The 22,590-nt window shown below is 58.5% G+C and carries 23 protein-coding genes and 2 pseudogenes; 7 read left to right on the top strand and 18 right to left on the bottom strand.

All coding sequences use genetic code 11. The features are described from left to right. Window positions 1-114: 114 nt before the first annotated feature. On the bottom strand, window positions 115-1,533 hold the full coding sequence (locus D882_RS0125840) for a short-chain fatty acid transporter (protein ID WP_027925922.1): 1,419 nt from the start codon (window positions 1,531-1,533) through the stop codon (window positions 115-117). A gap of 202 nt (window positions 1,534-1,735) precedes the next feature. On the opposite strand from D882_RS0125840, the gene D882_RS0125845 reads away from it, so the two are divergent. The 4 genes and pseudogenes from D882_RS0125845 to D882_RS0125855 all read left to right on the top strand — a co-directional run bounded on the left by D882_RS0125845 (window position 1,736) and on the right by D882_RS0125855 (window position 5,141). After that, window positions 1,736-3,049: an MFS transporter gene (locus D882_RS0125845; protein WP_027925923.1), complete on the top strand. Its 1,314-nt coding sequence runs from the start codon at window positions 1,736-1,738 to the stop codon at window positions 3,047-3,049. A 211-nt stretch (window positions 3,050-3,260) separates the two neighbouring features. After that, window positions 3,261-3,899 (top strand): annotated as a pseudogene (locus tag D882_RS1000000133630) (PAS domain-containing protein); the annotation flags it as partial. Window positions 3,900-4,049: 150 nt separating this feature from the next. Further along, a pseudogene (locus D882_RS1000000133635) lies at window positions 4,050-4,487 on the top strand (methyl-accepting chemotaxis protein); the annotation flags it as partial. A gap of 57 nt (window positions 4,488-4,544) precedes the next feature. Beyond that, window positions 4,545-5,141, top strand: coding sequence for a flavin reductase family protein (locus D882_RS0125855; RefSeq protein WP_027925925.1), 597 nt, complete (start codon window positions 4,545-4,547; stop codon window positions 5,139-5,141). 4 nt (window positions 5,142-5,145) lie between these two features. Here the strand turns inward: D882_RS0125855 and D882_RS0125860 are convergent, their stop codons facing one another. Both D882_RS0125860 and D882_RS0125865 read right to left on the bottom strand, forming a co-directional pair. Then, a complete protein-coding gene (locus D882_RS0125860) occupies window positions 5,146-5,514 on the bottom strand; it encodes a cupin domain-containing protein (protein WP_027925926.1) in 369 nt (122 codons plus the stop codon). Between the two features lie 76 nt (window positions 5,515-5,590). Continuing rightward, window positions 5,591-6,403, bottom strand: coding sequence for an AraC family transcriptional regulator (locus tag D882_RS0125865; RefSeq protein WP_027925927.1), 813 nt, complete (start codon window positions 6,401-6,403; stop codon window positions 5,591-5,593). A gap of 159 nt (window positions 6,404-6,562) precedes the next feature. On the opposite strand from D882_RS0125865, the gene ddlA reads away from it, so the two are divergent. Then, window positions 6,563-7,657, top strand: coding sequence for a D-alanine--D-alanine ligase (ddlA, locus tag D882_RS0125870; RefSeq protein WP_027925928.1), 1,095 nt, complete (start codon window positions 6,563-6,565; stop codon window positions 7,655-7,657). A gap of 81 nt (window positions 7,658-7,738) precedes the next feature. Here the strand turns inward: ddlA and ggt are convergent, their stop codons facing one another. Continuing rightward, window positions 7,739-9,571 (bottom strand): gamma-glutamyltransferase, encoded by a 1,833-nt coding sequence (gene ggt, locus D882_RS0125875; RefSeq protein ID WP_027925929.1) that lies wholly within the window; start codon window positions 9,569-9,571, stop codon window positions 7,739-7,741. A 165-nt stretch (window positions 9,572-9,736) separates the two neighbouring features. On the opposite strand from ggt, the gene D882_RS0125880 reads away from it, so the two are divergent. Beyond that, a complete protein-coding gene (locus D882_RS0125880) occupies window positions 9,737-10,846 on the top strand; it encodes a DUF2817 domain-containing protein (RefSeq protein WP_027925930.1) in 1,110 nt (369 codons plus the stop codon). A gap of 621 nt (window positions 10,847-11,467) precedes the next feature. Here D882_RS0125880 and D882_RS0125885 read toward each other — a convergent pair. The 5 genes from D882_RS0125885 to D882_RS0125900 all read right to left on the bottom strand — a co-directional run bounded on the left by D882_RS0125885 (window position 11,468) and on the right by D882_RS0125900 (window position 14,895). Beyond that, entirely contained in the window at window positions 11,468-13,234 is a 1,767-nt protein-coding gene (locus tag D882_RS0125885) for a zinc-ribbon domain-containing protein (RefSeq protein ID WP_032833674.1), read from the bottom strand. A 150-nt stretch (window positions 13,235-13,384) separates the two neighbouring features. Further along, complete coding sequence (locus D882_RS1000000133640; protein WP_371258963.1) at window positions 13,385-13,441, bottom strand: hypothetical protein; 57 nt, start codon at window positions 13,439-13,441, stop codon at window positions 13,385-13,387. A gap of 79 nt (window positions 13,442-13,520) precedes the next feature. Then, window positions 13,521-13,775: a hypothetical protein gene (locus D882_RS0125890; RefSeq protein ID WP_027925932.1), complete on the bottom strand. Its 255-nt coding sequence runs from the start codon at window positions 13,773-13,775 to the stop codon at window positions 13,521-13,523. A gap of 26 nt (window positions 13,776-13,801) precedes the next feature. Next, the gene (locus tag D882_RS0125895) at window positions 13,802-14,020 is read right to left on the bottom strand and encodes a hypothetical protein (RefSeq protein ID WP_027925933.1); all 219 of its coding nucleotides are present in this window, start codon (window positions 14,018-14,020) and stop codon (window positions 13,802-13,804) included. Between the two features lie 344 nt (window positions 14,021-14,364). Beyond that, window positions 14,365-14,895, bottom strand: coding sequence for a hypothetical protein (locus D882_RS0125900; protein ID WP_027925934.1), 531 nt, complete (start codon window positions 14,893-14,895; stop codon window positions 14,365-14,367). Between the two features lie 745 nt (window positions 14,896-15,640). Between D882_RS0125900 and D882_RS1000000132760 the strand changes: the two genes are divergently transcribed. After that, window positions 15,641-16,003 carry a hypothetical protein gene (locus tag D882_RS1000000132760; RefSeq protein ID WP_155953750.1) on the top strand — a complete coding sequence of 121 codons (363 nt, stop codon included), beginning with the start codon at window positions 15,641-15,643 and terminating at the stop codon, window positions 16,001-16,003. 60 nt (window positions 16,004-16,063) lie between these two features. Here D882_RS1000000132760 and D882_RS1000000132765 read toward each other — a convergent pair whose 3' ends face one another. The 9 genes from D882_RS1000000132765 to D882_RS0125950 all read right to left on the bottom strand — a co-directional run bounded on the left by D882_RS1000000132765 (window position 16,064) and on the right by D882_RS0125950 (window position 22,478). Then, complete coding sequence (locus tag D882_RS1000000132765) at window positions 16,064-16,372, bottom strand: hypothetical protein (RefSeq protein WP_155953751.1); 309 nt, start codon at window positions 16,370-16,372, stop codon at window positions 16,064-16,066. A 734-nt stretch (window positions 16,373-17,106) separates the two neighbouring features. Continuing rightward, on the bottom strand, window positions 17,107-19,326 hold the full coding sequence (locus D882_RS01000000131425; RefSeq protein ID WP_027925937.1) for a DUF927 domain-containing protein: 2,220 nt from the start codon (window positions 19,324-19,326) through the stop codon (window positions 17,107-17,109). Beyond that, window positions 19,323-19,592: a hypothetical protein gene (locus D882_RS0125920; protein WP_027925938.1), complete on the bottom strand. Its 270-nt coding sequence runs from the start codon at window positions 19,590-19,592 to the stop codon at window positions 19,323-19,325. Before D882_RS0125920 ends, D882_RS01000000131425 begins: the two co-directional genes overlap by 4 nt. Before the next feature lie 20 nt (window positions 19,593-19,612). Continuing rightward, the gene (locus tag D882_RS1000000131690) at window positions 19,613-20,137 is read right to left on the bottom strand and encodes a hypothetical protein (protein WP_050590240.1); all 525 of its coding nucleotides are present in this window, start codon (window positions 20,135-20,137) and stop codon (window positions 19,613-19,615) included. Then, window positions 20,134-20,352, bottom strand: coding sequence for a hypothetical protein (locus D882_RS0125930; RefSeq protein ID WP_050590241.1), 219 nt, complete (start codon window positions 20,350-20,352; stop codon window positions 20,134-20,136). Before D882_RS0125930 ends, D882_RS1000000131690 begins: the two co-directional genes overlap by 4 nt. Then, on the bottom strand, window positions 20,349-20,510 hold the full coding sequence (locus D882_RS1000000132930) for a hypothetical protein (protein WP_177327627.1): 162 nt from the start codon (window positions 20,508-20,510) through the stop codon (window positions 20,349-20,351). Before D882_RS1000000132930 ends, D882_RS0125930 begins: the two co-directional genes overlap by 4 nt. 317 nt (window positions 20,511-20,827) lie before the next feature. Further along, window positions 20,828-21,130, bottom strand: a complete 303-nt coding sequence (locus D882_RS0125940) for a helix-turn-helix domain-containing protein (protein ID WP_027925940.1) — start codon at window positions 21,128-21,130, stop codon at window positions 20,828-20,830. Beyond that, window positions 21,131-21,400, bottom strand: a complete 270-nt coding sequence (locus D882_RS01000000131435) for an AlpA family transcriptional regulator (protein ID WP_027925941.1) — start codon at window positions 21,398-21,400, stop codon at window positions 21,131-21,133. A gap of 106 nt (window positions 21,401-21,506) precedes the next feature. Further along, the gene (locus D882_RS0125950) at window positions 21,507-22,478 is read right to left on the bottom strand and encodes a hypothetical protein (protein ID WP_027925942.1); all 972 of its coding nucleotides are present in this window, start codon (window positions 22,476-22,478) and stop codon (window positions 21,507-21,509) included. Between the last annotated feature and the right edge of the window lie 112 nt (window positions 22,479-22,590).

Raw genomic sequence — 22,590 nt, forward strand, 5'->3', positions numbered from 1 at the left:
AGGCGTGAGCCTGCTCGCGATAGCGGTTTGGCAGTCACATCAATGTTGGATGGACTACCGCTATCACGAGCAGGCTCGCTCCTACAGTTGTTTTATGGTGATTGTTGGATCGGGTTAAGGCATTACCGGCGCCGTATACGTCAGCGTCGTCCCCAGCGCCCACAGCAGAAACAACACCAGCGGCGTGTGCACCAGCAATTGCACAAACGAAAACCCGATCAAGTCCCGCGCCTTCAGCCCGAGCACGCCCAGCAGCGGCAGCATGTAGAACGGGTTGATCAGGTTCGGCAGCGCTTCGGCTGCGTTGTAGATCTGTACGGCCCAGCCCAGGTGGTAGTTCAGGTCCGTGGCGACTTGCATGACGTACGGCGCTTCGATGATCCACTTGCCGCCGCCGGACGGAATGAAGAAACCGAGAATCGCCGAGTACACGCCCATCAGGAACGCGTAGGTGTCGTGGGACGCGATGCTGACGAAGAAGGTCGAGATGTGGTGCGCCAGGGTCTGGGCGTCAGTGCCTTTGACCGTGGTCATCAACGCGGCGATCGAGCCGTACAGCGGGAACTGGATCAGCACGCCGGTGGTGGTCGGGACAGCGCGGGCCACGGCATCGAGGAAGCTGCGCGGACGCCAGTGCAGCAGCGCGCCGAGCATCAGGAACAGGAAGTTGTAGGTGTTCAGCCCGGAGATGGCACTGATCGCGGGTTTGGTCGAAAACTCGTGGAACAGCCAGCCAGCCGCGAGTGCCACCAGCAAAAGGGTCAACAGCGGGCTGTGTTCCAGCCATTCGCCCGGGCGGGTGCGCGGGGCCAATGGCGGCAGATTGAAGCTCGGGTCGATGCCGCAGGCCTTGGCGTCACGGGCGGTGTTAGGGCCTGGCGCGGTGGCGTAGGCGATGATCAGCGAGACCACGATCAGCGCCAGCAGCATTACGCCGGACTGCCACAGGAAGATCGTTTGGGTGAACGGAATCACCCCGGTGATCGACAGGATCGACGGCGGCAGGCTGGCCGGGTTGGCCTGCAGTTGGGCGGCGGACGACGACAGACCCAGGGCCCAGACTGCGCCAAGACCCAGATAGGCAGCGGCGCCGGCGGCACGGTAGTCCATTTTCAGATCGACGCGGCGGGCGAGGGCGCGCACCAGCAAACCGCCAAACACCAGCGACAAGCCCCAGTTCAGCAGCGAGGCAACCATGGAGATCAAGGCGACCCACGCCACGGCCGAGCGCCCGTTTTTCGGGATACGTGCCAGGCGGTCGATGAGTTTCACGGCGGGTGGCGAGGCAGCGACGACATAGCCACCGATGACCACGAACGCCATCTGCATGGTGAAGGGGATCAGGCTCCAGAATCCATCACCGAACGCCATGGCGGCGTCAGTCGGTTTGGCGCCCATGAACAGAGTGGCGACGGCGACGATGATTACCGCCAGCGCGGCAAATACCCAGGAGTCGGGGAACCAGCGTTCGGCAAAACTTGAGCAGCGCAGGGCAAAGCGGGCGGAGCGGGTATCTTCGATATCAGCGGCCACGGGGGTACCTCGAATTTTTATGTTTATTGTGGTCTTTCGGGCTGCAAAGGCCCGTCTGGACAGACGCCAACAGTAAATCAACCGCTGCTGACTTGTGACGAAACTTTACCAAAACAGGACTATGGTCTAACGGCTTGTCCATGGGCGCGTTTGCGTAGACCATGGGCGCCTTGGTTTTTTACCGGCTGCAGAGTTCTTTTTCATGACTGCCAACATCCCTTCGCGCCCGACGCCTTTTACCCGCTCGGATTACAAGACTCTCGGTCTTGCGGCCCTTGGCGGCGCGCTGGAAATCTACGATTTCATCATTTTCGTGTTCTTCGCCCTGACCCTCAGCCAACTGTTCTTCCCGCCGGAAATGCCCGAATGGCTGCGCCTGCTGCAAAGCTTCGGGATCTTCGTCACCGGTTATCTGGCGCGCCCGTTGGGCGGAATTCTGATGGCGCATTTCGCCGACCGGTTGGGGCGCAAGAAAGTCTTCAGCCTGAGCATCCTGATGATGGCGCTGCCGTGCCTGCTGATCGGGATCATGCCGACCTACGCGCAGATCGGCTATTGGGCGCCGCTGCTGCTGTTGGTGCTACGTGTCCTGCAAGGGGCGGCGGTGGGCGGTGAAGTGCCGAGCGCCTGGGTGTTCGTCGCCGAGCACGCGCCGGCCGGGCATCGCGGGTATGCCCTCGGTTTCCTGCAAGCCGGGCTGACTTTTGGCTACCTGATTGGCGCGCTGACGGCGACCTTCCTCGCACAGGCGTTCACACCGGCGGAAATTCTCGATTTCGCCTGGCGTTACCCGTTCCTCCTGGGCGGTGTGTTCGGGGTGATCGGTGTCTGGTTGCGCCGCTGGCTCAGTGAAACCCCGGTGTTCATGGCAATGCAGGCCCAGCGTGATGCCGCCGTCGAACTGCCGCTGCGCACGGTCTTGCGTGAACATCGTCTGGCAATGTTGCCGGCGATGATCCTCACCTGCGTGCTGACCTCGGCGGTGGTGGTGTTTGTCGTTATCACTCCGACCATGATGCAGAAAACCTTTGGCATGACCGCCAGCCATACCTTCGCCCTGAGTGCGTTGGGCATCGTGTTCCTGAACATCGGCTGTGTACTCGCCGGGCTGCTGGTCGACCGCATCGGCGGCTGGCGCACGGTCATGCTCTATAGCCTGCTGCTGCCGCTGGGGATTGGTGTGCTCTATACCAGCCTGATTACGGGTGGTCACTGGATTGCTCTGTCCTACGCGGTTGCCGGTCTGAGTTGCGGAGTGGTCGGCGCGGTGCCGTCGGTGATGGTCAGCCTGTTCCCGGCGCGGGTTCGCGTCTCGGGCATTTCCTTCACCTACAACATTGCCTACGCCGCGTGGGCGAGTATCACACCACTGTTATTGATTGGTCTGATGCCGTGGAGCCCGTGGCTCTGCGTGATCTTCTGTGCGGTCATGGGCGCAGTGGGTGTGGGCAGCGCGGCGTATTTTGGCGCACGCCTGCCCAGAGCCGGCCATTGCGCGGCCGCTGGCGCGATGTAATCGCAGCGTGTGACCGTAACTATTTTTGTAGGACAACCTTGAAACGCTCTTCAGAAAAGAACCGTACCGCCGATGGCTAGGCTGCATGCCGCTTTCTCTCCCAGTCCATCGGTGCTTTCCCATGTTCAACAAACGCTTGAAGCAGGAGCTGTCGGCTCTTCGCGAAGAACTCTCCAGCCTTCATCAAGTGAAGGACAGTCTGGAAAGCGAGATGCTGGTCCTGACCCTTAATCCCGATGGCCGGATTCAATCGGCCAACCAGAACTTCCTGGGTGAAATGTTCTACAAGAGCGGCGACCTGATCGGCAGGAACATCGACGAGATCGTCCCGGTCCATGTCAAATCCGACGAATTCCACCGCCGCTTCCAGAACGCGCTGACCCGTGGCGAGCATTTCGCCGGGGCCGTGCGTTTACTGCGGGGCAACGGCAAGGAGGCGTGGTTGCGTTCGATTGTGCAGCCGGTGCGCTCGGCGGACGGCCGAATCAAACATTTCTCGATTTACTCCAGCGACCTGACCCGCACCATCGAAGCGTCCCGTGAGCATGAGAACCTGATCGGTGCGCTGGTGCGTTCGACCGCGGTGATTGAGTTCGACCTCGATGGCAACGTGCTGACGGCCAACGACCGCTTCCTCAGTGGCATGGGTTACAGCCTCGCGCAGATCAAGGGCAAACATCACCGCACGTTCTGTGAGTCGCAGGAGGCCAGCAGCGCCGAGTACCAGAACTTCTGGCGACGCCTGAATGCCGGTGAGTTTGTTGCCGGCCGTTTCAAGCGCGTCGACAGCCATGGTCGTCTGGTCTGGCTGGAAGCGTCCTACAACCCGGTGGTTGACGCTAACAACACGCTCTACAAAGTGGTGAAGTTCGCCACCGTGATTACCGATCAGGTCAATCAGGAAAACGCCGTGGCCGAAGCGGCCAACATTGCGTATAGCACCTCTCAGCAAACCGATCAGAGTGCCCAGCGCGGTACGGCCGTGGTGACTCAGGCAGTGGACGTGATGCGCGACCTGGCCAGGCATATGCAGACCGCTGGCGATGGCATCGAGGCCTTGAACGAGCAATCGCTGGTGATCGGCACTATCGTCAAAACCATCAGCGGCATCGCCGAACAGACCAACTTGCTGGCGCTCAACGCGGCCATCGAGGCGGCTCGGGCAGGTGAACAGGGCAGGGGGTTTGCCGTGGTGGCGGACGAGGTCCGGCAGTTGGCGTCCCGCACCAGCCAGGCCACTGATGAGATTGTCGGTGTCGTGCGGCAGAACCAGGAGATGGCGCGTAATGCCGTGGCCCTGATGACCGACGGCAAGCTTCAGGCAGAACAAGGCCTGGCGCTGGCGGCGGAAGCGGGCACGGTGATCGTCGAGATTCAGGACGGTGCGCAGAAAGTGGTGAACGCGGTCGGGCAGTTTGCCAATCAACTGGCGACTTGATACCTGCCATCGCGGTGGAAATCGCTACAATCGGCTCTTTTCCCAGGAGCAGACACCATGAGCGTTTCCCATCGCCGCCCGGTTCCTTTGTCCAAGGCCTATCGCCTGCTCAATCACGGGCCGACCGTCCTGGTGAGCGCCGCCCATGACGGCCAGCGCAATATCATGGCCGCGGCCTGGGCCATGCCGCTGGATTTCGAACCGCCGAAAATTGCCGTGGTGCTGGACAAGTCCACCTGGACCCGACAACTGCTGGAAGCCTCGGGCACCTTCGTGCTGAACGTGCCCTGCGTCGCTCAGGCCGATATCACCCAGACTGTTGGCTCGACGTCAGGCCTGGAATTGACCCAGGGCCAAGGTCAGGACAAGTTCCAGGCCTATGGTTTGCAGACCTTCAGTGGTGAACTGATCGATGCTCCTATGCTCGAGGGCTGCGTGGCCTGGCTGGAATGTCGACTGCTGCCAGAGCCCACCAATCATCAGCAATACGACCTGTTCCTGGCCGAGGTGATTGCCGCCCAGGCAGATGAACGGGTCTTCAGCGACGGCCGCTGGCACTTCGAAGGGCATGACGCCTTGCGCACCTTGCACCATGTGGCGGGCGGGCATTTCCTGATGATCGGCGACCCGGTGGACGGCAAGACATTGGCGTAACGCCTCACACCCACACGTCATTGACCGCCGTTCGCTCACCGCCTTCGCTGCCGGTGTTCAGTACGCCTTTGGGTTCGATCAGCAGCAGCTTCACTTCCTGCTCGGCAGAGGGTTTGTGCTCCACCCCTTTGGGCACCACATACATTTCGCCGGCGTTGACCAACACGAAGCCATCACGAAACTCGAGGCGTAACTGGCCTTCGAGCACGATGAAGGTTTCGTCGGTTTCCAGATGGTCATGCCAGATGAAATCCCCCAGCAACTTCACCACCTTGAACTGGTAGTCGTTCATTTCGGCGATGACCCGGGGCGCCCAGTGCGCATCGATCCGGGCGATTTTTTCAGCGAAGTTCAGGCTTTTGTAAGCGGACATGAAGTGTCTCCCGTGGTTGATCGTGAACCCACGATAACCAGCGCTCAGGTCTGCTTCTTGTACGATTGTGCGTGGCTCAGCGACGGTGCATTTTCATCCAGCGGGCCGGCGACAGGCCGTAGGTTTTGCTGAATTGCCGGGTCATGTGGCTCTGATCGGTGAAGCCGGCAATCAACGCGGCGCTGACCAGCGACTGGCCCTGGATCAGTAGAGAACGCACCAGGTCCAGGCGCCGCATGGTCAAGTATCGGTAAGGGCTGGTGCCGAACAACAGGCGAAAGTCCCGTGACAGGCTCCAGCGATCACGACCGCTATGGTGCGCCAGCTCCTCCAGCGTCACGGTGCGATCCAGCGCACTGTGAATGAATTCCCGCGCACGCTCCGCAGCCACGTAGTCGAAGCTCTGGTGGCGGGCGGAAGTTGTTCCCGAAACGCTGCTCAGAGCCTGCGCCAGATCGTACAGCGCGTCCTGCTCCTCCAAAGGGTCGAGGGGGCAATCCAGGCTGCGCAACAGCGCGTCGGTGGCGGCGAACAGGCGAGGGTCGGTCGACAATCCGGTCTTGATGAACGGCAGCGGTTGCCCGCCGAGCATCTGCTGGATCAGCGCCGGTTCGATGTACATCATTCGGTATTTGAAACCGGCTTCGGTGCCGGCCTCGCCATCGTGGGCTTCGTCCGGATGCAACACCAGGGTCCCGCCCGGCAGGCTGTGGCGCCATCCGCCGCGGTACTGAAAACTCTGCACACCGGCCAGTGTTTGGCCGATGGCGTAGGTGTCGTGGCGATGAAGGTCGTAGCCGTGCCCTGCAAAAAACGCTTCGAAACGTTGCAGGCCGCCCACGTCGGGCGCGCGGTGGAACCAGTCGATGGGAGGCGTTTGCTTGGCCATGGTGGGGGTGTCTCGAACGCGGTGAAGAACACGTTACCCCAGTGATCGACTGGCTGTCTGCTCTGCGATTAAACCCTTTGGGCGGGTGGAAAACCGTGGGCGAATGTTGCAAGGTTCTCTCTGCTGTTCGGCGGGTGGCCAATCGTTGAGGTGTTTTGAATGAGCAAATTGCGGGTAGGGATTATTTTTGGTGGTCGTTCGGCGGAGCATGAAGTGTCGCTGCAATCGGCGAAGAACATTGTCGATGCACTGGACCGCTCGCGCTTCGAGCCGGTGTTGATCGGCATCGACAAACAAGGTCACTGGCACCTCAACGACCCTTCGAACTTCCTGCTCAATCAGGAAAATCCGGCCCTGATCGCGCTCAATCAGTCCAACCGTGAACTGGCGGTGGTGCCGGGCAAGGTCAGTCAGCAATTGGTGGAAACTTCCGGTCAGGAACTGCTCGGGCACGTCGATGTGATCTTCCCGATTGTCCACGGCACCCTGGGTGAAGACGGTTGCCTGCAAGGCCTGTTGCGCATGGCTGACTTGCCCTTTGTCGGCTCCGACGTGCTCGGCTCGGCGGTGTGCATGGACAAGGACATCAGCAAACGCCTGCTGCGCGACGCCGGGTTGGCGGTGACGCCGTTCGTGACCCTGAACCGCGCCACGGCAGCGCGTACCGGGTTCGCTGAGGTGCAGGGCAAACTCGGCCTGCCGCTGTTCGTCAAACCGGCGAACCAAGGCTCGTCCGTAGGCGTGAGCAAGGTCAGTGACGAAGCCGAATATAAGGCGGCCGTGGAACTGGCCTTGGGGTTCGACGAAAAAGTGCTGATCGAATCCGCCGTGAGTGGCCGTGAGATCGAATGCGCCGTGCTCGGCAACGAAGACGCCATCGCCAGCGGGTGTGGTGAAATCGTGGTGAGCAGCGGTTTCTATTCCTACGACAGCAAATACATCGACGCCCAGGCGGCACAGGTCGTGGTACCGGCTGAGATCAGTGTCGAGTCCAGCGAACGTATTCGGGCTCTGGCCGTCGAGGCATTCCAGGTGCTGGGCTGCTCCGGGCTGGCGCGGGTCGATGTGTTTCTCACCGACAGCGGCGAAGTGCTGATCAATGAGATCAACTCGCTGCCCGGTTTCACCCGGATCAGCATGTACCCCAAGCTCTGGCAGGCCACCGGCATGACCTACAGCGATCTGGTCAGCCGCTTGATCGATCTGGCCCTGGACAAGCACAAGGCGCGACAGGCGTTGAAGATCTCGCGCTAAGCTGAATGTTTGCGAGTGGTGACATCCGGGATTGAAAAGGGCCTACCTCCCGGTAAGCCCTTTTTTATTCCCGCGCAGGAATCAATCCCCCAGCGCTTGTCCTTCACGCCGAGGGTCAGCCCCTCCAGCCAATGACGCATTTCCTTGCGCGTCCCTGACCCGAACAATCGCCTGGGTACCGCTGGTCATGTCAATCTCGCTGATGCTGTGTCCCTTGTCCTTCAACACCTGGATCAGCTCCGCGCTGAACTGTCCCTGCTCAAGCTCCGTCGGGCCGTTGCGGCTACCAAAGTTGGGCAGGTTGATGGCGGCTTGTGGGTCGAGGTTCCAGTCGAGCAGGCCAATGGTGGATTTGGCCACGTATTCGATGATTTGCGAGCCGCCAGGGGAACCGATGGTGGCGAGGAATTCACCGCTTTGGCGGTCGAAGATCAGGGTCGGCGCCATGGAGGAGCGTGGGCGTTTGCCGGGCTCAACGCGGTTGGCGACTTTTTGCCCGTTTTCTTCGGGGATGAACGAGAAGTCGGTCATCTCGTTATTGAGCAAGAAGCCCTGGACCATCACGTGCGAGCCGAAGGCGGACTCGATGGTGGTGGTCATGGACACGGCGCCGCCCTGATCATCGACCGCCACCACTTGTGAGGTGGAGATGCGCAGCGGCGAGCGGTCTGGCGCGTAGGCGACCTGAATACCCGGCGGGGTACCGGGTTTGGCCACGCCCATGCTGCGATCTCCGATCAGGGCGGCGCGGCGGGCCAGATAGGCCGGGTCAACCAGCCCTTTGACCGGCACGGACACGAAGTCAGCGTCGGCCACGTATTGCGCGCGATCGGCGTAGGCCAGGCGCTCGGCTTCGGCGATCAGGTGCACGGCTTGCGGATCGGGCTCGGTGCCGGCGGGTTTTTCGGTCTTGAGCGGTTTCAGCGGCGCGAGGGCGAAGCGCGGGTCGCGGGTTTCCAGGGCCTGCAAGGTGCCGAGGATCTGCGCCACGGCGATCCCGCCCGATGATGGCGGCGGCATGCCGCACACCTGCCACCGTTTGTAGTCAGTGCACAGCGGCGCGCGCTCCTTGGCTTGATAGCCTTGCAGATCGTTCAGCGACAAGCTGCCGGGGTTGGTGTGGCCCTGAACCTTGGTGACGATCTCTTGCGCGATGGCGCCTTTGTACAGCGCGTCAGGCCCTTCGTTGGCAATGCGTTTCAGCACGGCGGCCAATGCCGGATTTTTCAACAACGTACCGGCGGCTTTCGGGCTGCCGTCCGCATTCAGGAAGTAGGCCACCATGTCCGGCGAGCTGCGCATGGACGAGTCCGAGGCGATCAACAGATGAAGGCGCGGCGAGATGGCGAAGCCTTGTTCCGCGAGTTTGATGGCCGGTTCGAAGAGCTTCGCCCACGGCAGACGACCGTGTTTGCGGTGCGCCAACTCAAGCGCTCGCAACACACCCGGCGTGCCCACCGAGCGCCCGCCAATCTGCGCCGGGGTGAACGCCATCGGTGTGCCGTCGGACTTCAGGAAAAGCTTCTCGGTGGCGCCGGCCGGTGCGGTTTCGCGACCGTCGAAGGTGCGCACCGCCTTGCCATCCCAGAGCACGATCAATGCACCACCGCCAATGCCGGAGGATTGCGGCTCGACCAGCGTCAGTACCGCTTGCATCGCAATCGCGGCATCGATCGCCGAACCGCCCTGACGTAGCATCGCCCGGCCGGCTTCGGCCGCCAGCGGATTGGCCGCTGCCGCCATGTGTCTGGAGGCGTGTCGGGTTTGCAGGTCGGTGCGATAGCCCGAGGCGCTTTCGGGTGCCACAGGCAACGTCGATGTCGGTGGGGCGTTGCAGGCGGTGAGGGTCAGCGTCGCGACGATCAGCGACAGGGCCGAGCGGCGATAGCGGCTCAAATGGAAGGCTGAGAACACGTTGAGGCACTCCGTCCGTGGGGAAAGTTACCGGGACTTTATCGGCCGACTCGGCATGACGCAAACCAGGGCCTACAGTAAAGCTGCTTTGGTCCTTCATGAGTCGACGGATTTTCTGTAGGGTCGAGAGCAATAGACGGGCCAGAAGATCAACAAGAGGCAGACATGCAGACCGAGTTTCCCACTCAGCCAAGTTACCGTAATCAGCGAGAGCTGTTCCTCGCGGCCGCCACCGAGGCCGGTGCGACGTTGACCGAATACCCGCACCCGCTCAAAGGGCCTTTCGGCGAGCCCTTGAGTACCGACGTGGCGGTGCTGGGCGATCCCGGCGCCAAGCGATTGCTGATTGCGCTGAGTGGCACCCATGGCGTCGAAGGCTTCTACGGGTCGAGTTGCCAGATCAAATGGATGCAGGACTTGGGCAAGCGCTCACTGCCGGCGGATGTGGCCGTAGTGTTCATTCACCTGATCAATCCGTGGGGCACCGCCTGGCTGCGGCGGGTTAACGAAGACAACATCGACCTGAACCGCAATCACCTGAATTTCGAACGGCCGTTGCCGGACAATCAGGCTTACGCGACGCTGCATGACATCTACGCGTGCACCGAGCTGCAAGGTCCTGAGCGTGAGCGCGCCGATGCCTTGCTCGACGCGCAAATCCGCCAACATGGCTGGCCGGCGGTGATGTCGATTGTCGAGGGCGGCCAGCACAGTCATCCCGACGGTCTGTTTTTCGGTGGGCTGGCGCCAAGTTGGTCGAACCGCACACTGCACGCCATCCTGCAAAATCACATTGCCCATGCCGACGTGGCCATGTGTTTCGACTTGCACACGGGGGCCGGCGAGTACGGTCATCCGATGCTTTTGACCATCACCGAGGCGGCGTATCCGGCGCTGCCCGATGCGCAGGCCATTTACGGGCCGTGGCTGTACACGCTGCTGACCGGGGCCGACACCTTGAGTGAAACCGGTGTGGCGGCAACGGCGACTGGCTACACCTCGCAGGCGTTGATCGACGCGTTGCCGCGGGTTCGGTTGATGCCGTTTGTGATTGAGTGCGGGACGTATCCGGGGGCAGACGTGCATCGTCATTTGCGCGATGACCACTGGCTGCATCTGCATGGCGATCTGACGGGTGTGCTGGCGCGCGGGATCAAACTGAATCTACTGGAGCAGTTCTATCCGGCCGACAACGACTGGCAGGCGATGGTGTGGTTGCGGACGTGGCAGATTTGGGAGCGGGCGCTGTCGGCATTGCCGACGATTCGTACCTGACGCGGATCACCCTGGACCCATGGAGTTCAGGGTACTTTTCTCGAGGCATAAAAAAACGGCCTACCTTTCGGTAAGCCGTTTTTAGTACTTGGTGGTACACAGACATTTGAACTGAGAGCCTAACTATCTGTGTTTATTGAGTATTTGTCTTTACTTGTGCGCGAGGGATACATGTGGGGATACATGGCGCTCGCTGCTAGGTGGATTTTTGCCGTTTTCTCTTCGCTAGGGAAGGCGCTCAAAGTGACCATTAGATGAGGAGGGTCGCTCCGACGAATGGCATCACACAAGCGGCTTTGGACTTCCGAGTCTTGGCCCTTTGCTCATCAGCGGCGCGGGGCTATGTCCTGACGGGAACCTACCTTCTCGAATAGCCGTTGATGGTTTACCCATTTCCACCCAAGCTTCGTAACCCTCTACATCGATAAGCACCCGCCCATCAGGCGCCTTTCGCCAAACGTAATCTTTCTCCCAGGTGCCGTCAGCGATCTTTGATCGAATCGCGGCCTCGGTGTATCCCGACTCGCTGGAAAACTTTCTGATCGTCACATAACGCATGGCGCATTCATCTCAAACAGAAGCAGCGCTACTCAGCGGTGGTCGTGCATACCCACTATCGGTTTACTGCTTTGATTCCTGAACCATGCTTCGCAACATTCCCGCCGCTTTCTTCGAATCACTCAGTGACAGGATTGTGTCGTACAGCAGGATCAAACTGTTGCATGTGGTGGCCGGGTCATTAGAGAACTTTTCTGGATTCGTAATAATTTCCACTGAGTGCTGATCCTTCGCCATCATTGCAAGCAGTACTTTTTTAAACTCTTTATCGTAGCTCGAGAACGGCTGTGCTTTAGTCGGATTCGTAGCCGTTTGCTTGATTAGTTCCGTCAGAGCTGCGAGGTCTTCGTTGGTCAGTTCCTTCGGGACCTTACTCATCAGGTCCGCAGTGGGCGTTTTATTGTCCATCCCCAGGAAAGTCACGCAATGGGCTGGGTTTGTTCTGCCGAGGAATTTCACTTCGGCAATCTGGGAACGCCAGTAGCGGATGAGGGCCAGATCGGGTGCTCGAATCAAGTAACTTGGCACAATCGATTCGGTGATCAGCGTCTGGACATCCAGTTGGATCTCAGCCAGTGAGCGTCCGCCTTGCACACCTTCAACCATCGTCTTTCTTAGCTTGGCAAAGTTGTCTGTGTCGTAGATCGACAGAGCTGCGAACACAGGCGTTTTCAGCAACGACTGCTCAATCATATTCGCGTCCCGCCAATCTGAGATGCCTGATAGGCCGAAGTAGCGAGAGTCGACAACTGAGGTGATGATACTCTGCTGCTTCAGCTCTTCTGAGGTGGGGAACCATATATTCTGTGGGCTGGTGGACATCGCCTTCGCAACGAACTGTGGCGTTGCACCTACCCGAGAAAGTACCTCTCTAAAACTGGCGTTGAGATCGAGCTCGTCGCTGCCCCTAGCTCCATTCACCGAGGCGCTATGAAAGCCAATCCGACCCTGTTCGCCTATGTAACGCTCGCGGCCGGCGAGGAAGGCTATGGCGCAGGCACTGGAGCAATTGGTGCGGGTGTAAGTGATGAGCTGGCGCTGGAAGATCAGGTTCGCGAGCTTGTTTGCCTCCGTAATTCGACCGCCTGTGCTATTCAGGTGAATGACTCGGACTGCAGGGGAAGAGTCGAGCATGTTCCGGACTGCATCAGTTGTTCCGATGGGAATGCCCCCGGCTAATTCCATCTCGGTGTCGTTGCGCATCAGACGGAGTGAGTACGGGGGTATGTTGTCGGTGCCCCGTATCATATCTATCCCTTCGCGAATAAGGGGGACGCCGTCGACGATAAAGCTGAAGAGCAGTTGGAGTGCACCAATGCAGACCATCACATTGGCCGTCACTGCCCAGAAATGCTTACCGCCGCGCGAAACGTGGGCGGAGGCAGATCGTATCACCCCGACAATCTGCCAAACTGCCACCGCGATGGTGACGGCGTAATACGCCAATATCAGTAAGCCTTGTTTCTGAGTGTTCAGATTCATAGCGTCACTGAAATGGCCCAAAGCTACGTCTGAGAGAGCTATGAAGATTGCGACCAAAAAGCCGAACAGCCAGTAAGAGACTCCGAGCGAGTATTCCCCGCGCCAGTGCGTGGCGATGAAATTGTAAGATCTAGATGGCTTGGCTGCCGGCGGCCCGGCCGCCGGAGGGGCGTATTCTCCCCTAGGGGCTCTCTCCTTGGGAGGAGGGGGCTCTTCAGTTTGAATGAGTTTTTCGGCTCTGCCGATGTTGGCTTGCATGTTGGTGATCGGTTGGCCGCAGTTGAAGCAGTAGTTGGCGTCAGTGGCGTTCGCTGTTCCGCACTTTGTGCAATAGAGAGTTCCGTTCATTCTGTTCCCCGGTACGGCGTTGCATTGGGCCTATGCGGTTGTTGCCAAGCACCTCGCGAGTAATCCGGTTCCGACCAGAGAATTCTCGCTTTCAAGCACTCAATCGACTGGGCTCAAATCGAACATCCATTTATCGATTACTGACTGGCGCTAGGCCTCGGAGTTGGGGCCTATTCGGATTTGCTGTGGAAATGTTCCGTCCTTGATCCGGCGATAAACCGTGCGGAACTGAGGCCGGTAATATGAAGCACCTCATCGAGGCGTAGAAAACGATCAATGTTTTCTGTCATTTCCTGATATCTCTCAGTGTTGGCGGTGTCTGCCGCGGTCTACCAACCTTCGGCGCCTTGTTCTCGCCGTCCCGGCAGGCGCGCAGAAACTCCCGAACATCCGCCTTCAGCCAGCAGTGTCTGGTGCCCATTCTGAAGCTTTTTGGCAACCAGTCGACGCCCCGAGTCATCCCCTGTCTGACCGCCGCCTCGGTGCGTCCGAGCATCTTTCCCAGGCCGGCAACAAATACTACTTCGCTGTCATCGTCCATCATCGCCCCTTGAATTGGGTGCTGGCTTACGTCGAGCCCTGCGCTTTCAGTCTGGCCAACCCCTGATTGATATGTCCGGCATTTTCACCGATCGCGTTCAGCGCACTCCGAATATTGTCCCCGACCTCAGCATGACCCTGGCTTTCGACTAGCAAGGTCAGTTCCATCAGCGCAGCCTCCAAGGCGAGCTGATTGTGATACATGCGCTCTAGGACATCTGGGAGAGAGTATTCAGGGGAGGGCATCGCTTCGACTCCATTCGAGAAAATGAAAGCGTAGCAGCGTTACTCAATCGGAAGCGTTCGTGGAGATGTGTAGAAGCTGACCGCCAGGGAGAGATAGAAACCCCGAGTCTACTGATAGTGCATTGACGCATTTGGTCTCAACACGTTAATCGCTAATCAAAGTGGTGGTGTGCCAGGCAGGATGCCATCACGGATTGCCTTGAAAATCTCTTTAACCCGATGTTCAGGAACTCCGATGTCTCGACCAAGCGATAATGCCCACCCGAGGACTTCTGCAGGCGGGTTAGGGTCGTTAGTGCCAAGACCGGTTGTAATCACGTGCCATACACCCTGCTCTTCGGATGTCATACGGCCCCCGGCACAGCTTTTCCTGATGAAACCGTGAACGCTTTTCCGGCCTCAGTGTTCCGAAAAGCACCTGCGGCCGCATATAAGCTCGCTTGCTGCTCTGGTGAAAGTTCGAGGTTTTGATTTTTCATTTGCGCGGCGACAAAGGCAGCAAGCGCTATGTCTCGCGTAGTCAGTACAGATTCTAATTTGCTCATGAACCACCTCTCCAATTGACCGCTTGATGCGAGGTACACAGTGAAAAGCCAGAAAGCTGCGGAAAGCACTACACCCAGGTTCACCGCAGTGCGGAATCCAATCACGACGTAAAACCACCATGATCGAATTGGGTGCACGTCCTTGCTTACATCACTGGAGACAAACTGAGACGGCCAAGTCGCCCCGTTAAAGAGTTCGAGCCAATATCCATGCTCGGTGGAAACCAAGCAGTAAGTAAGGAGGCTCGAAACCAACCATGCCAAAAAGAACATCAACAGACTTAGGAGCCACTTTCGGCTGGCATTAGGCTGTGATGTGGGATTTGTCATGCCTGGCTCCTTTGGTGCAACCTGATCGGCTAAATCCACCTTGCCCAAGAATAGATTAACTTCACTGAAACGACGCCGTTTTGGCTCATCGTGACGACTGTCGGTATCAGAGATCGCTATGCAGAGTGGTCGGCGGTGGCTTTACCGTGGAAACCAAAATGGAAACCACGGCGCGAACTTGTGTCCGGTACGCACGGGCGAACGCGTACCGAGGCCGCGTACCGGCCTGCGTACTTTGATGGTTACCGCCCATTTTGGAGCGCGTGAAGAAGGTGCGCGAAGTGCTGCGCGAAACAGTGTGTTTACCTGTTACACACGCTGTTACAGCCTGGCCTGTTACGTGTCGTCGGTATGGGCGGCGGTTTCTTTTTATGGCCCCCAAAAACTCGGTTATCCGTGGATACCCGCATGGATACCGGCCACGTCAAAGGGTTGAATGGCTGGCAATGACCCCGGCTGGTTACAAGCGCGAACTCATTAATTTTCGTGTTCACCACTGGTAACCACTAAAGGTAACCAATCCGTGCTGGTTACTGTCACTCAAGCTCAAAGGCATTCCACCTTTCCGTGGGTGGGAAAAGTGGTCACCAGTGGTGGTCATCGCTCATGGTCACCACCCTAGGTATCCGCGCCGGATAAGCCTCAAACCGCAGATGCCAGAGGACCTAGTCAGCATCAGCGACCTAACAAAACTTAACATTGGAAAGTGACTCAGAAGCCTCGATGAGTAATTTCGGAAACATTAGTGTTTCTTAGAAAAGCCCTGCGTGAATTGGTGTCGGTTGATGGTGATCAGCGGCGCTTTGATCCTCGTCGGCGTGCTACTTTGGTCAGCGTTGTTGATCTTCTAGCGACATCGGAAAACGCACGAGAATTAGGCTACTGTTCCGTCATCCGAGCAGAGCGTGTGCACTCGGGAGCGGTAGTAAGCTCGGCAGTGGCGCCGCGGAACGATCCCAGTAAGCCCGCATCTGCGGGCTTGGAGGTCTTGGTGGATTTCTCGAATTTCTCGAATTTCACGATGATCGACTTCATGATCTGGAAAGGCGTTGCGCTGGTCATCGGAGCCATCATTTATGGCTTCTGGCTTGGTCTCACCGGTCGCTGACCAACTGAAGGGCCAGCAGAGGAAGTACTTTGCTCGCCTTTTCCGCGTCATGAGACATCATCAGTTACCCGTCAGAAATCGTTTCTGCACCCAGGTGCCTGGCGTGCCCGATACGACACACACCCAACCCTCGATGACATATTTCGAGCCGGCGGTGCCAAGCTCTGACGGCGCCGAGTTCTTCACTGAGTCGCCCTGCATCCAAGGGCCGCTGGATGGCGCAGCAGTGAGCGCAGAGTAAAAGGCTGTTATGCGCCCTTCTGCGAGCTGATTAATCTGATTGGTGTGCTCACGCAACACGCGCAGTAGCAGTGGGTCGGTGATGCCGAGTGGAATCGAAAGGTGATTGGTCGTTGATGGGATAGTCATATGTGTTTCCTACAGGGCGCCTGCTTGCGGCTGGCTTTGGCTGAATAGGGGCGGAATGCCCCGGTGGCATTGCTCGTTGTCGCGCGCACCTAGAAGTGCGCTTCCATCGGTGTGTTTTCGTAGTCCATTCGCAGATCAGAACCAGCCGTGCAATGGCGGCCTGTGGGCGCGTAGCAGGCTCTACACACCATGATGTGGTTAAGGTATAGGTCACGGGCGTGGCGCCACTCAGGCGTAGCGGTGGCGGCGTTTGCGTGTGGGCCGGTGATAAACCGAGCAGGGCGTTCGACCCGAGTGGCCGGCACCAGGCGCCGGCGAGGTCGACTATCCACTTCTGGCGACTCAGTACCGATAACGACTGGCGGCATGTGATCGAGCAAGCTGGAAAGGAGACTCATGCCGGCACCTCGCCCTGATTGCTCCATTGCCCAAATGTGTCTGTAGAAAAAAAACGGGGGAACGGGGGAACAGTGGGAACAGCCAATGTTTCCGGGGCTTTCAGGGGGGGATTCTGTACCCCACGTTTTTTTGTGGGGAACAGTGATAACTGAACTTCAGGGGAGGCGAGCACGCTCATATTCAAAAACATGTTTGTGTTCCCCCTGTTCCCCATACATTCAATAAGGGGGAACGGCTGCAGGCCACGGTTTTACTGGCTGTTCCCCCGTTCCCCCTGTTCCCCGCAAATGCAGGTTCCTGTGAACTCGGGCATTCGCACTTGATGGCTATGGTGCTCATGCGCCGCCTCCTTCGCCGTCCAAGGCCTCGGGGTCAACCACGTACAGGCGCGCCGAACCGCCGGCGGGGATGCGATACTTTTTAGTTTTGCGGCTATCCCGGTCGCTGTCGCGCTTGGCCAGGGCTCCACCCACTTCCAGCGCCTTAATCACGCGGGTCAGGCCAAACCCGTGAGCCGCCTCGATGAGCGCAGATTTGTTGAATAGGTAGAGTCGTTTGCCAGCCACCAGCTCCCAATAGCCGGCACGGTTGAAGACCTTGGCGTCCACCTCTGGCGCATCGACATCAGAGAATCGGCTGCTGCCGTGCTTGTCGATGAAGTCGATGATGCCCGCTAGGATCTGGCGGTCCTCTGCGTTACCGCCACCTACACGTGAAAGCCATTCTCCATAGAGCAAGCGGCAGTCGGCGAGGGCGGTACCAGGCTCCCAAGGCAGCAAGCCGTAAGCGATGGCCATCTCTCCCGCCAGCGCGATTACAGCGAACCGATCGGCTACGCGGCCGGCCTGGGCGTTGTCCTCGACGAACTGGGCGCGTATGCCGTCAAAGTCGCGGAGCAGTCCGGGCTTGTCATCTGCGGCGACCAGGCACTCAACAAACGCCGGTCCAAGGTGTCCATGGTGAGTGCCAACGGCCACAGTGAGCTGTCGATGGAAGTCCGCCCCCTCAAGCCCATGCAATTCATCAAAGGCCCGGTGCGTGCGGGTGCCAGCGTTCACGTCCACCATGCGCAACTCGGCGCCTGCATGGGCGGCATTCCCGGAAATGGCGGCGTGCTCAGAGAGGGACCTCTCGCCACTGGAGAGCGTCAGTAGGCGCCAGCTCAGTTTGCCCCGAGCTTCACGCTCGCGAGTCATGGTGCCTTTACCCTGCCCATTGGCGAGGGAGTAGGCCATTTCCTGCACCCGCTTAGGGTCGGCGCGCTTGATCTCGTCCAGCGGCAGGATGGTGTCGTTACGGCTCGACGCCTCGATCTCCAACCCGCCCTTGGTCATGTCCCAACTGGCGGCGAACACCCCCGGGTCACCCCACACCGACGAACCGATCAGTTGCGCCAGCGACTTGCCGCTTGAGCTGTCGCCCACCAGGTGAACACCGCCACCCAGCACGCCGACCAAACTCAGTAGCGGCCCGGCCAACGAGCAGCCAATCGCCAGTGTCAGTACCGGATTGCCCGCGCACTTGGCTGCCACCTGCGACTGCCACAACGCCAACTCGCCGCGCTGGCTGAACAGCACCTGCGCCTTGTTGCTGGCCTGGTACCGCACATTGGCGTTACCGATCGTTCGCCCGGGCAACACGAACGCCCCCGACTCATGCCAACCCGGTCGGCAGGTGGTGGCGAATACTTCTGCAGGGTGCTGGTCGAGCAGGTACTCCATGAACGTGCCGCGTTTTTTCAGCGCGATGATGACGCCCATGCCGAACAAAGCTCGCCTGGCATCCTCGCCGCTGCCGCCGAAGACCTCCATGGCGATGATCCATTCCTTTATTCCGCCCTCGGTTACTAGGCGGAGCAGCCGTCCCTCGCTGCCGTCGTCGCTATTGGTGGTACGGGCCACGACCGTGACAGGACTTGAGATCCACTCATCAGTGATCGGCCGGTCGCCGGTGTCGCTCTCGGCGTCATCCTGGTCAGCTGGGGCGCGCTTGAAGCTATGCCAGTAAACGCCCGGGCGCAGCTTGCGGCCTTTCTCGTTGGTGACCCAATGCTCGTACACGGCCCAGCAGGGACGATCAGGGGCTATTCGCGCCGTCCGATCGACATCGATCCCCGCAAGCTGCTCACATATCTCGCGCTCTCTCGCTACAGCTGTCTGCAACTGCTCCATATCAATCGCGCTGAGAGCTTCGCCGCGGTCCAACTGCGCGGCAGCGATGTTCTGGATAAGTCGCGCTTGGTTGCGAGCGCTCTCAAGTGATCTACGTCGGTAGTCGAGTCGTGCTGTGTCGCTCAAATTTCCAGCGAACAAGTCTTTCAGTTCAAGTCCTACAGCTGCGAGAACGTCAGAGGTATGGCAGCCACCGAAACAATGAATTAACACTCGACCGTCAGTGCCGGACGCGACGCTTAATGACGGCGACTTGTCCTGATGCGCAGGACATTTAGCCATGTAGTTATCGGCCCCGGACTTCTTCACTCCGTCTAGCCTAGGAAGCACAAGGCAATGAAGGGGGTCATCGGGGACGACGGTTAGCTTGGGGGAGCTCCTCATACGTTGCTCCCAGCGAATGCCCGGCAAACCCGGCCATTGTTCACTGCGTGCCAGTGCGTGATGTCGTCGATGGATTTAACGAGACAGGCCGTCACTTGGGCGTCGACGCTACGCATAACTACGCGCCCGCACTCAGCGTCAGCCTCCGTCAGGAACGGGCCAAGCAACGCCTTCAGCGCTTTCGGATGGGTCACATAAAACAGTTCTGTGGCTTTTTTCGGGCAAGCCGATCCCGTTGACGCTGCAGCGCCATTTTGAATTTTCATGTGCTTAAACCTTTATCGAATCAGCAATTCACGGGAGTCAGCGACGCTGTGCGCTGGCGAGAATCTGGTCGTGGCCCCTCATGCACCCGAAGCTGCGTCGCCAAGTGGCGAACATGTGGTTGGCCAAACAGCATCTTGTTGACCTTGGCCGCTTTGTCGGACCACCGCTCATGGTCCGGGCCGTGACCTATGCGGTTAGTCACAACCCATTCCGGCAGTTGTTTACGCGCCCGCATTTCATTGAGCATGGTCCACCAGGTCAGATAACGGGTGCGCTCCAACTCCATCAGGTCAATGAGACTCTGATACTCAAAGGCGCATGGCTGGAGGTCATCTCCCGGTCGAATTTCGTCGATGCCAAACAGCGCCTGATTGACGGCGCCTCTTTCGAGCATCGATTCTTCATAGTCGGCATCACTACCTACTACCTTGGTGCGAACCCACTCCGGTAGCTCGTTGGAGATACGGAGCTGATTGAGGACGCCCCACCACAGAAATGCGTGTTCTCGTTCAGCATGGATCGACGTCGAAAGCAGGCGGTTCATTGGGCACCCCCTTGCGCAGCGATCAAGTCGTCGAGGAGCTCTGCCCAGGCCATAGCCGTGTGCTGCGCCATGACGGCAGTGACACGCGCGACGATGATGGGGGTGGTGGGCGAGGCGATGAGGGCAAGTGCGAGACTCAGCAATACGAGGATGTCCTGCACGTCGCTCAGGTCGTCAGCTTGGGGAGCAGTGGGCATGAGGATAGGGGCGTTCATACGACACCCCCATCAGCTTCAAGAGCTCGGGCGATGACCATGTTGGCGTTGTAGCGGGCGAGGCGAGTGGAAAGGGAAGAGTTTGCGCGGAGAGCGCTCAGGGCCATGCGGCGGTGAGCAAAGGCGCGGATTTTTGATGGAATGAGGGCGTGTTTCATGGGTGTAGCTCCGTTTACTTCATTGGAGCCGCTCCAATCTGCCGCCAAGCAGAGAAGGGTGGCGAGTTGCACAGGATTGGCGGACCGGGGTAAACGGAGCCCGGCGCACCCGAAGGTGCTCCTGCGCAACCCGCCATAACACGAGAATGCGGGCACAAAAAAAGCGCCTGCAATCGTAATGGGGGCGCTGTTGCGCCGTTTACTATTCGACCCGCCAAGGTCGTTGTCAGCAATGTGACAAAGGAAACGATACCGGCGGGCGTGATTGCTGGCAAGAGAAGTTATAGACCATTCATCGCAGGACATTGGGATAGTCGTCATGCGGATACTCCGGCGGGCGGGTTGGTGCTGAGGTAGTAAAGGGCTATGCGTGGATGCTTGCGGCCTTGGTCGTCGGTCAGGTCAAGACGATGAGTGAGAATCTTGTGGCCTAGGGCGCGCAGCTCGTTAATGCGAGCACCAGGGCGAACGATGTTTAGTTCTCGGATGGCGGTGAAAGTATCAATCGGGCCGGCTTTAAGGCGCTCCAAAAGGCGAGCACGTTGCGCGGTTCCGCTGGTATTCTCTACGTGAGTATTTTCGTGGCTGGCCTGTTGGTCGGCCATTTTTTTATCAGTCATTTATGCGACCTCCCCACGCAGGGCGATGCGCTGGCGCACCCAGGCCTGTACCTCGGCCAGCACAAAGCCTACTGGCGAACCGCGTGACTTGCTGTTGCTCAGGGGTACCGGGCGGGGGAAGGTTGGATCGTCTTTGAGGCGCTTGTATACGGTGGGGCGAGCGAGGCCGGTGATTGCTTCCAGATCCGGCATGCGGATAAGGGTGATGGATGGATCGAAGTTTTGCGAAACGGCAGATGAGGGTCGCGGTTGAGAGTGAACTGAATGCATAACGATATCCCGTTTGAGGTGTTTGACGGGATAAGCATGTACAGGTCTAGACTCTGAATCACCGCAAGTGCGGTGCCGCACACCGCAATTACGGCCGTATCGACATTCAGTCCGGAGTCTTCATTGTCTTGTTTGCCGCGGAGAAAATATCCTCCAAGGTCCGTTTGCTCAGACCTCTAGATTCAAACCGCTCAAGGATCGACTCGATAATTGCAGCCTGCTTCAAACCATTTGGCCTTGGATGTTTGACGGGCTCTTTCAGCAAATCCAGGAGGGCTGAAATAGCTAGAAAATGGGATGGTTTTAATCGCTGTGATGATTGATCAAGGGGAACATTCGGTTCAGCAAGTAGCTTGTCTTCGAGCAGCCTGATTGATTCATTTCTGACTACCAGCCGGCAGGAGTCTGGTAATCCGCTCGCTGGGTAGTAGTTGTCCAATGGCTTATTTTTTGAAGCTTTGTCCAAAAATTCTATCCGCCTCTCTTTGTGAAAGGTGCGCATTTTTTCAGCTTGTTCAGGGGCTATTTCTTCTGTGAGGATTCTTGTCTCAATGTGTGCCAACTGCGCATTCGATCCAGGTGAGTATCCGTTGTCCTCAAAGCTTTCGAGGAGTTGGAAGAACATACCGTGTTGCCCTTTTACGAATGTGCCTTCGATGTTCATCAGTTCAACAGGTGGGCCATCAGTTAGCTCCTGATACATTTGTTCCACGTCGAGGGCCTCGGCTCCCCACATTGTCAGATCAAATACGCCCCTAAGGATCACTGGGGTATCGGTCTCCAGCGGTTGCAGTACTTCATTCTCGTTCAATGAAACACCAGCGATAACTTCCTTGGGGGCGCCTTCATTACCGAAGAAAGCAGGGTCGTATGTGAAGGTCTCCGCGTCTTCCAGCGGCACCCTCACCCATGGCTTTCCTCTCGCATGATTGACGAAATCGACCGATAAAATGAGCTCACCATCAAGGGCTAGACGAAGTACGTCCGCCTCAGAAATACTCTCCTCGGCTGAGCTGGAAAGCCTCCTCGCTGCCTCTTCTAGTGTCAGCCACTTTTTCATCTTGAATATCTTGTTCATATTCGATCCCTGTCACACGAGAAAGAGCGTGGAGTGCTGGCGTACTCCGTCAGCATACTGTCCATCCGGCCAGTAATCGCTTTCAGTCTATATTCGTCTACGAAAGCAATGG

It is taken from the genome of Pseudomonas sp. URMO17WK12:I12, from assembly GCF_000514395.1.
GTDB lineage: Bacteria > Pseudomonadota > Gammaproteobacteria > Pseudomonadales > Pseudomonadaceae > Aquipseudomonas > Aquipseudomonas mucoides.

Excerpts from the sequence above, each read along its gene's own strand:
- D882_RS0125845 (WP_027925923.1), top strand. The coding sequence starts at position 1,736 with ATGACTGCCAACATCCCTTCGCGCCCGACGCCTTTTACCCGCTCGGAT.
- D882_RS0125855 (WP_027925925.1), top strand. The coding sequence starts at position 4,545 with ATGAGCGTTTCCCATCGCCGCCCGGTTCCTTTGTCCAAGGCCTATCGC.
- D882_RS0125860 (WP_027925926.1), bottom strand. The coding sequence starts at position 5,514 with ATGTCCGCTTACAAAAGCCTGAACTTCGCTGAAAAAATCGCCCGGATC.
- D882_RS0125865 (WP_027925927.1), bottom strand. The coding sequence starts at position 6,403 with ATGGCCAAGCAAACGCCTCCCATCGACTGGTTCCACCGCGCGCCCGAC.
- ddlA (WP_027925928.1), top strand. The coding sequence starts at position 6,563 with ATGAGCAAATTGCGGGTAGGGATTATTTTTGGTGGTCGTTCGGCGGAG.
- D882_RS0125880 (WP_027925930.1), top strand. The coding sequence starts at position 9,737 with ATGCAGACCGAGTTTCCCACTCAGCCAAGTTACCGTAATCAGCGAGAG.
- D882_RS0125885 (WP_032833674.1), bottom strand. The coding sequence starts at position 13,234 with ATGAACGGAACTCTCTATTGCACAAAGTGCGGAACAGCGAACGCCACT.
- D882_RS0125890 (WP_027925932.1), bottom strand. The coding sequence starts at position 13,775 with ATGGACGATGACAGCGAAGTAGTATTTGTTGCCGGCCTGGGAAAGATG.
- D882_RS0125895 (WP_027925933.1), bottom strand. The coding sequence starts at position 14,020 with ATGCCCTCCCCTGAATACTCTCTCCCAGATGTCCTAGAGCGCATGTAT.
- D882_RS0125900 (WP_027925934.1), bottom strand. The coding sequence starts at position 14,895 with ATGACAAATCCCACATCACAGCCTAATGCCAGCCGAAAGTGGCTCCTA.
- D882_RS1000000132765 (WP_155953751.1), bottom strand. The coding sequence starts at position 16,372 with ATGACTATCCCATCAACGACCAATCACCTTTCGATTCCACTCGGCATC.
- D882_RS01000000131425 (WP_027925937.1), bottom strand. The coding sequence starts at position 19,326 with ATGAGGAGCTCCCCCAAGCTAACCGTCGTCCCCGATGACCCCCTTCAT.
- D882_RS0125920 (WP_027925938.1), bottom strand. The coding sequence starts at position 19,592 with ATGAAAATTCAAAATGGCGCTGCAGCGTCAACGGGATCGGCTTGCCCG.
- D882_RS1000000131690 (WP_050590240.1), bottom strand. The coding sequence starts at position 20,137 with ATGAACCGCCTGCTTTCGACGTCGATCCATGCTGAACGAGAACACGCA.
- D882_RS0125930 (WP_050590241.1), bottom strand. The coding sequence starts at position 20,352 with ATGAACGCCCCTATCCTCATGCCCACTGCTCCCCAAGCTGACGACCTG.
- D882_RS1000000132930 (WP_177327627.1), bottom strand. The coding sequence starts at position 20,510 with ATGAAACACGCCCTCATTCCATCAAAAATCCGCGCCTTTGCTCACCGC.
- D882_RS0125940 (WP_027925940.1), bottom strand. The coding sequence starts at position 21,130 with ATGACTGATAAAAAAATGGCCGACCAACAGGCCAGCCACGAAAATACT.
- D882_RS01000000131435 (WP_027925941.1), bottom strand. The coding sequence starts at position 21,400 with ATGCATTCAGTTCACTCTCAACCGCGACCCTCATCTGCCGTTTCGCAA.
- D882_RS0125950 (WP_027925942.1), bottom strand. The coding sequence starts at position 22,478 with ATGAACAAGATATTCAAGATGAAAAAGTGGCTGACACTAGAAGAGGCA.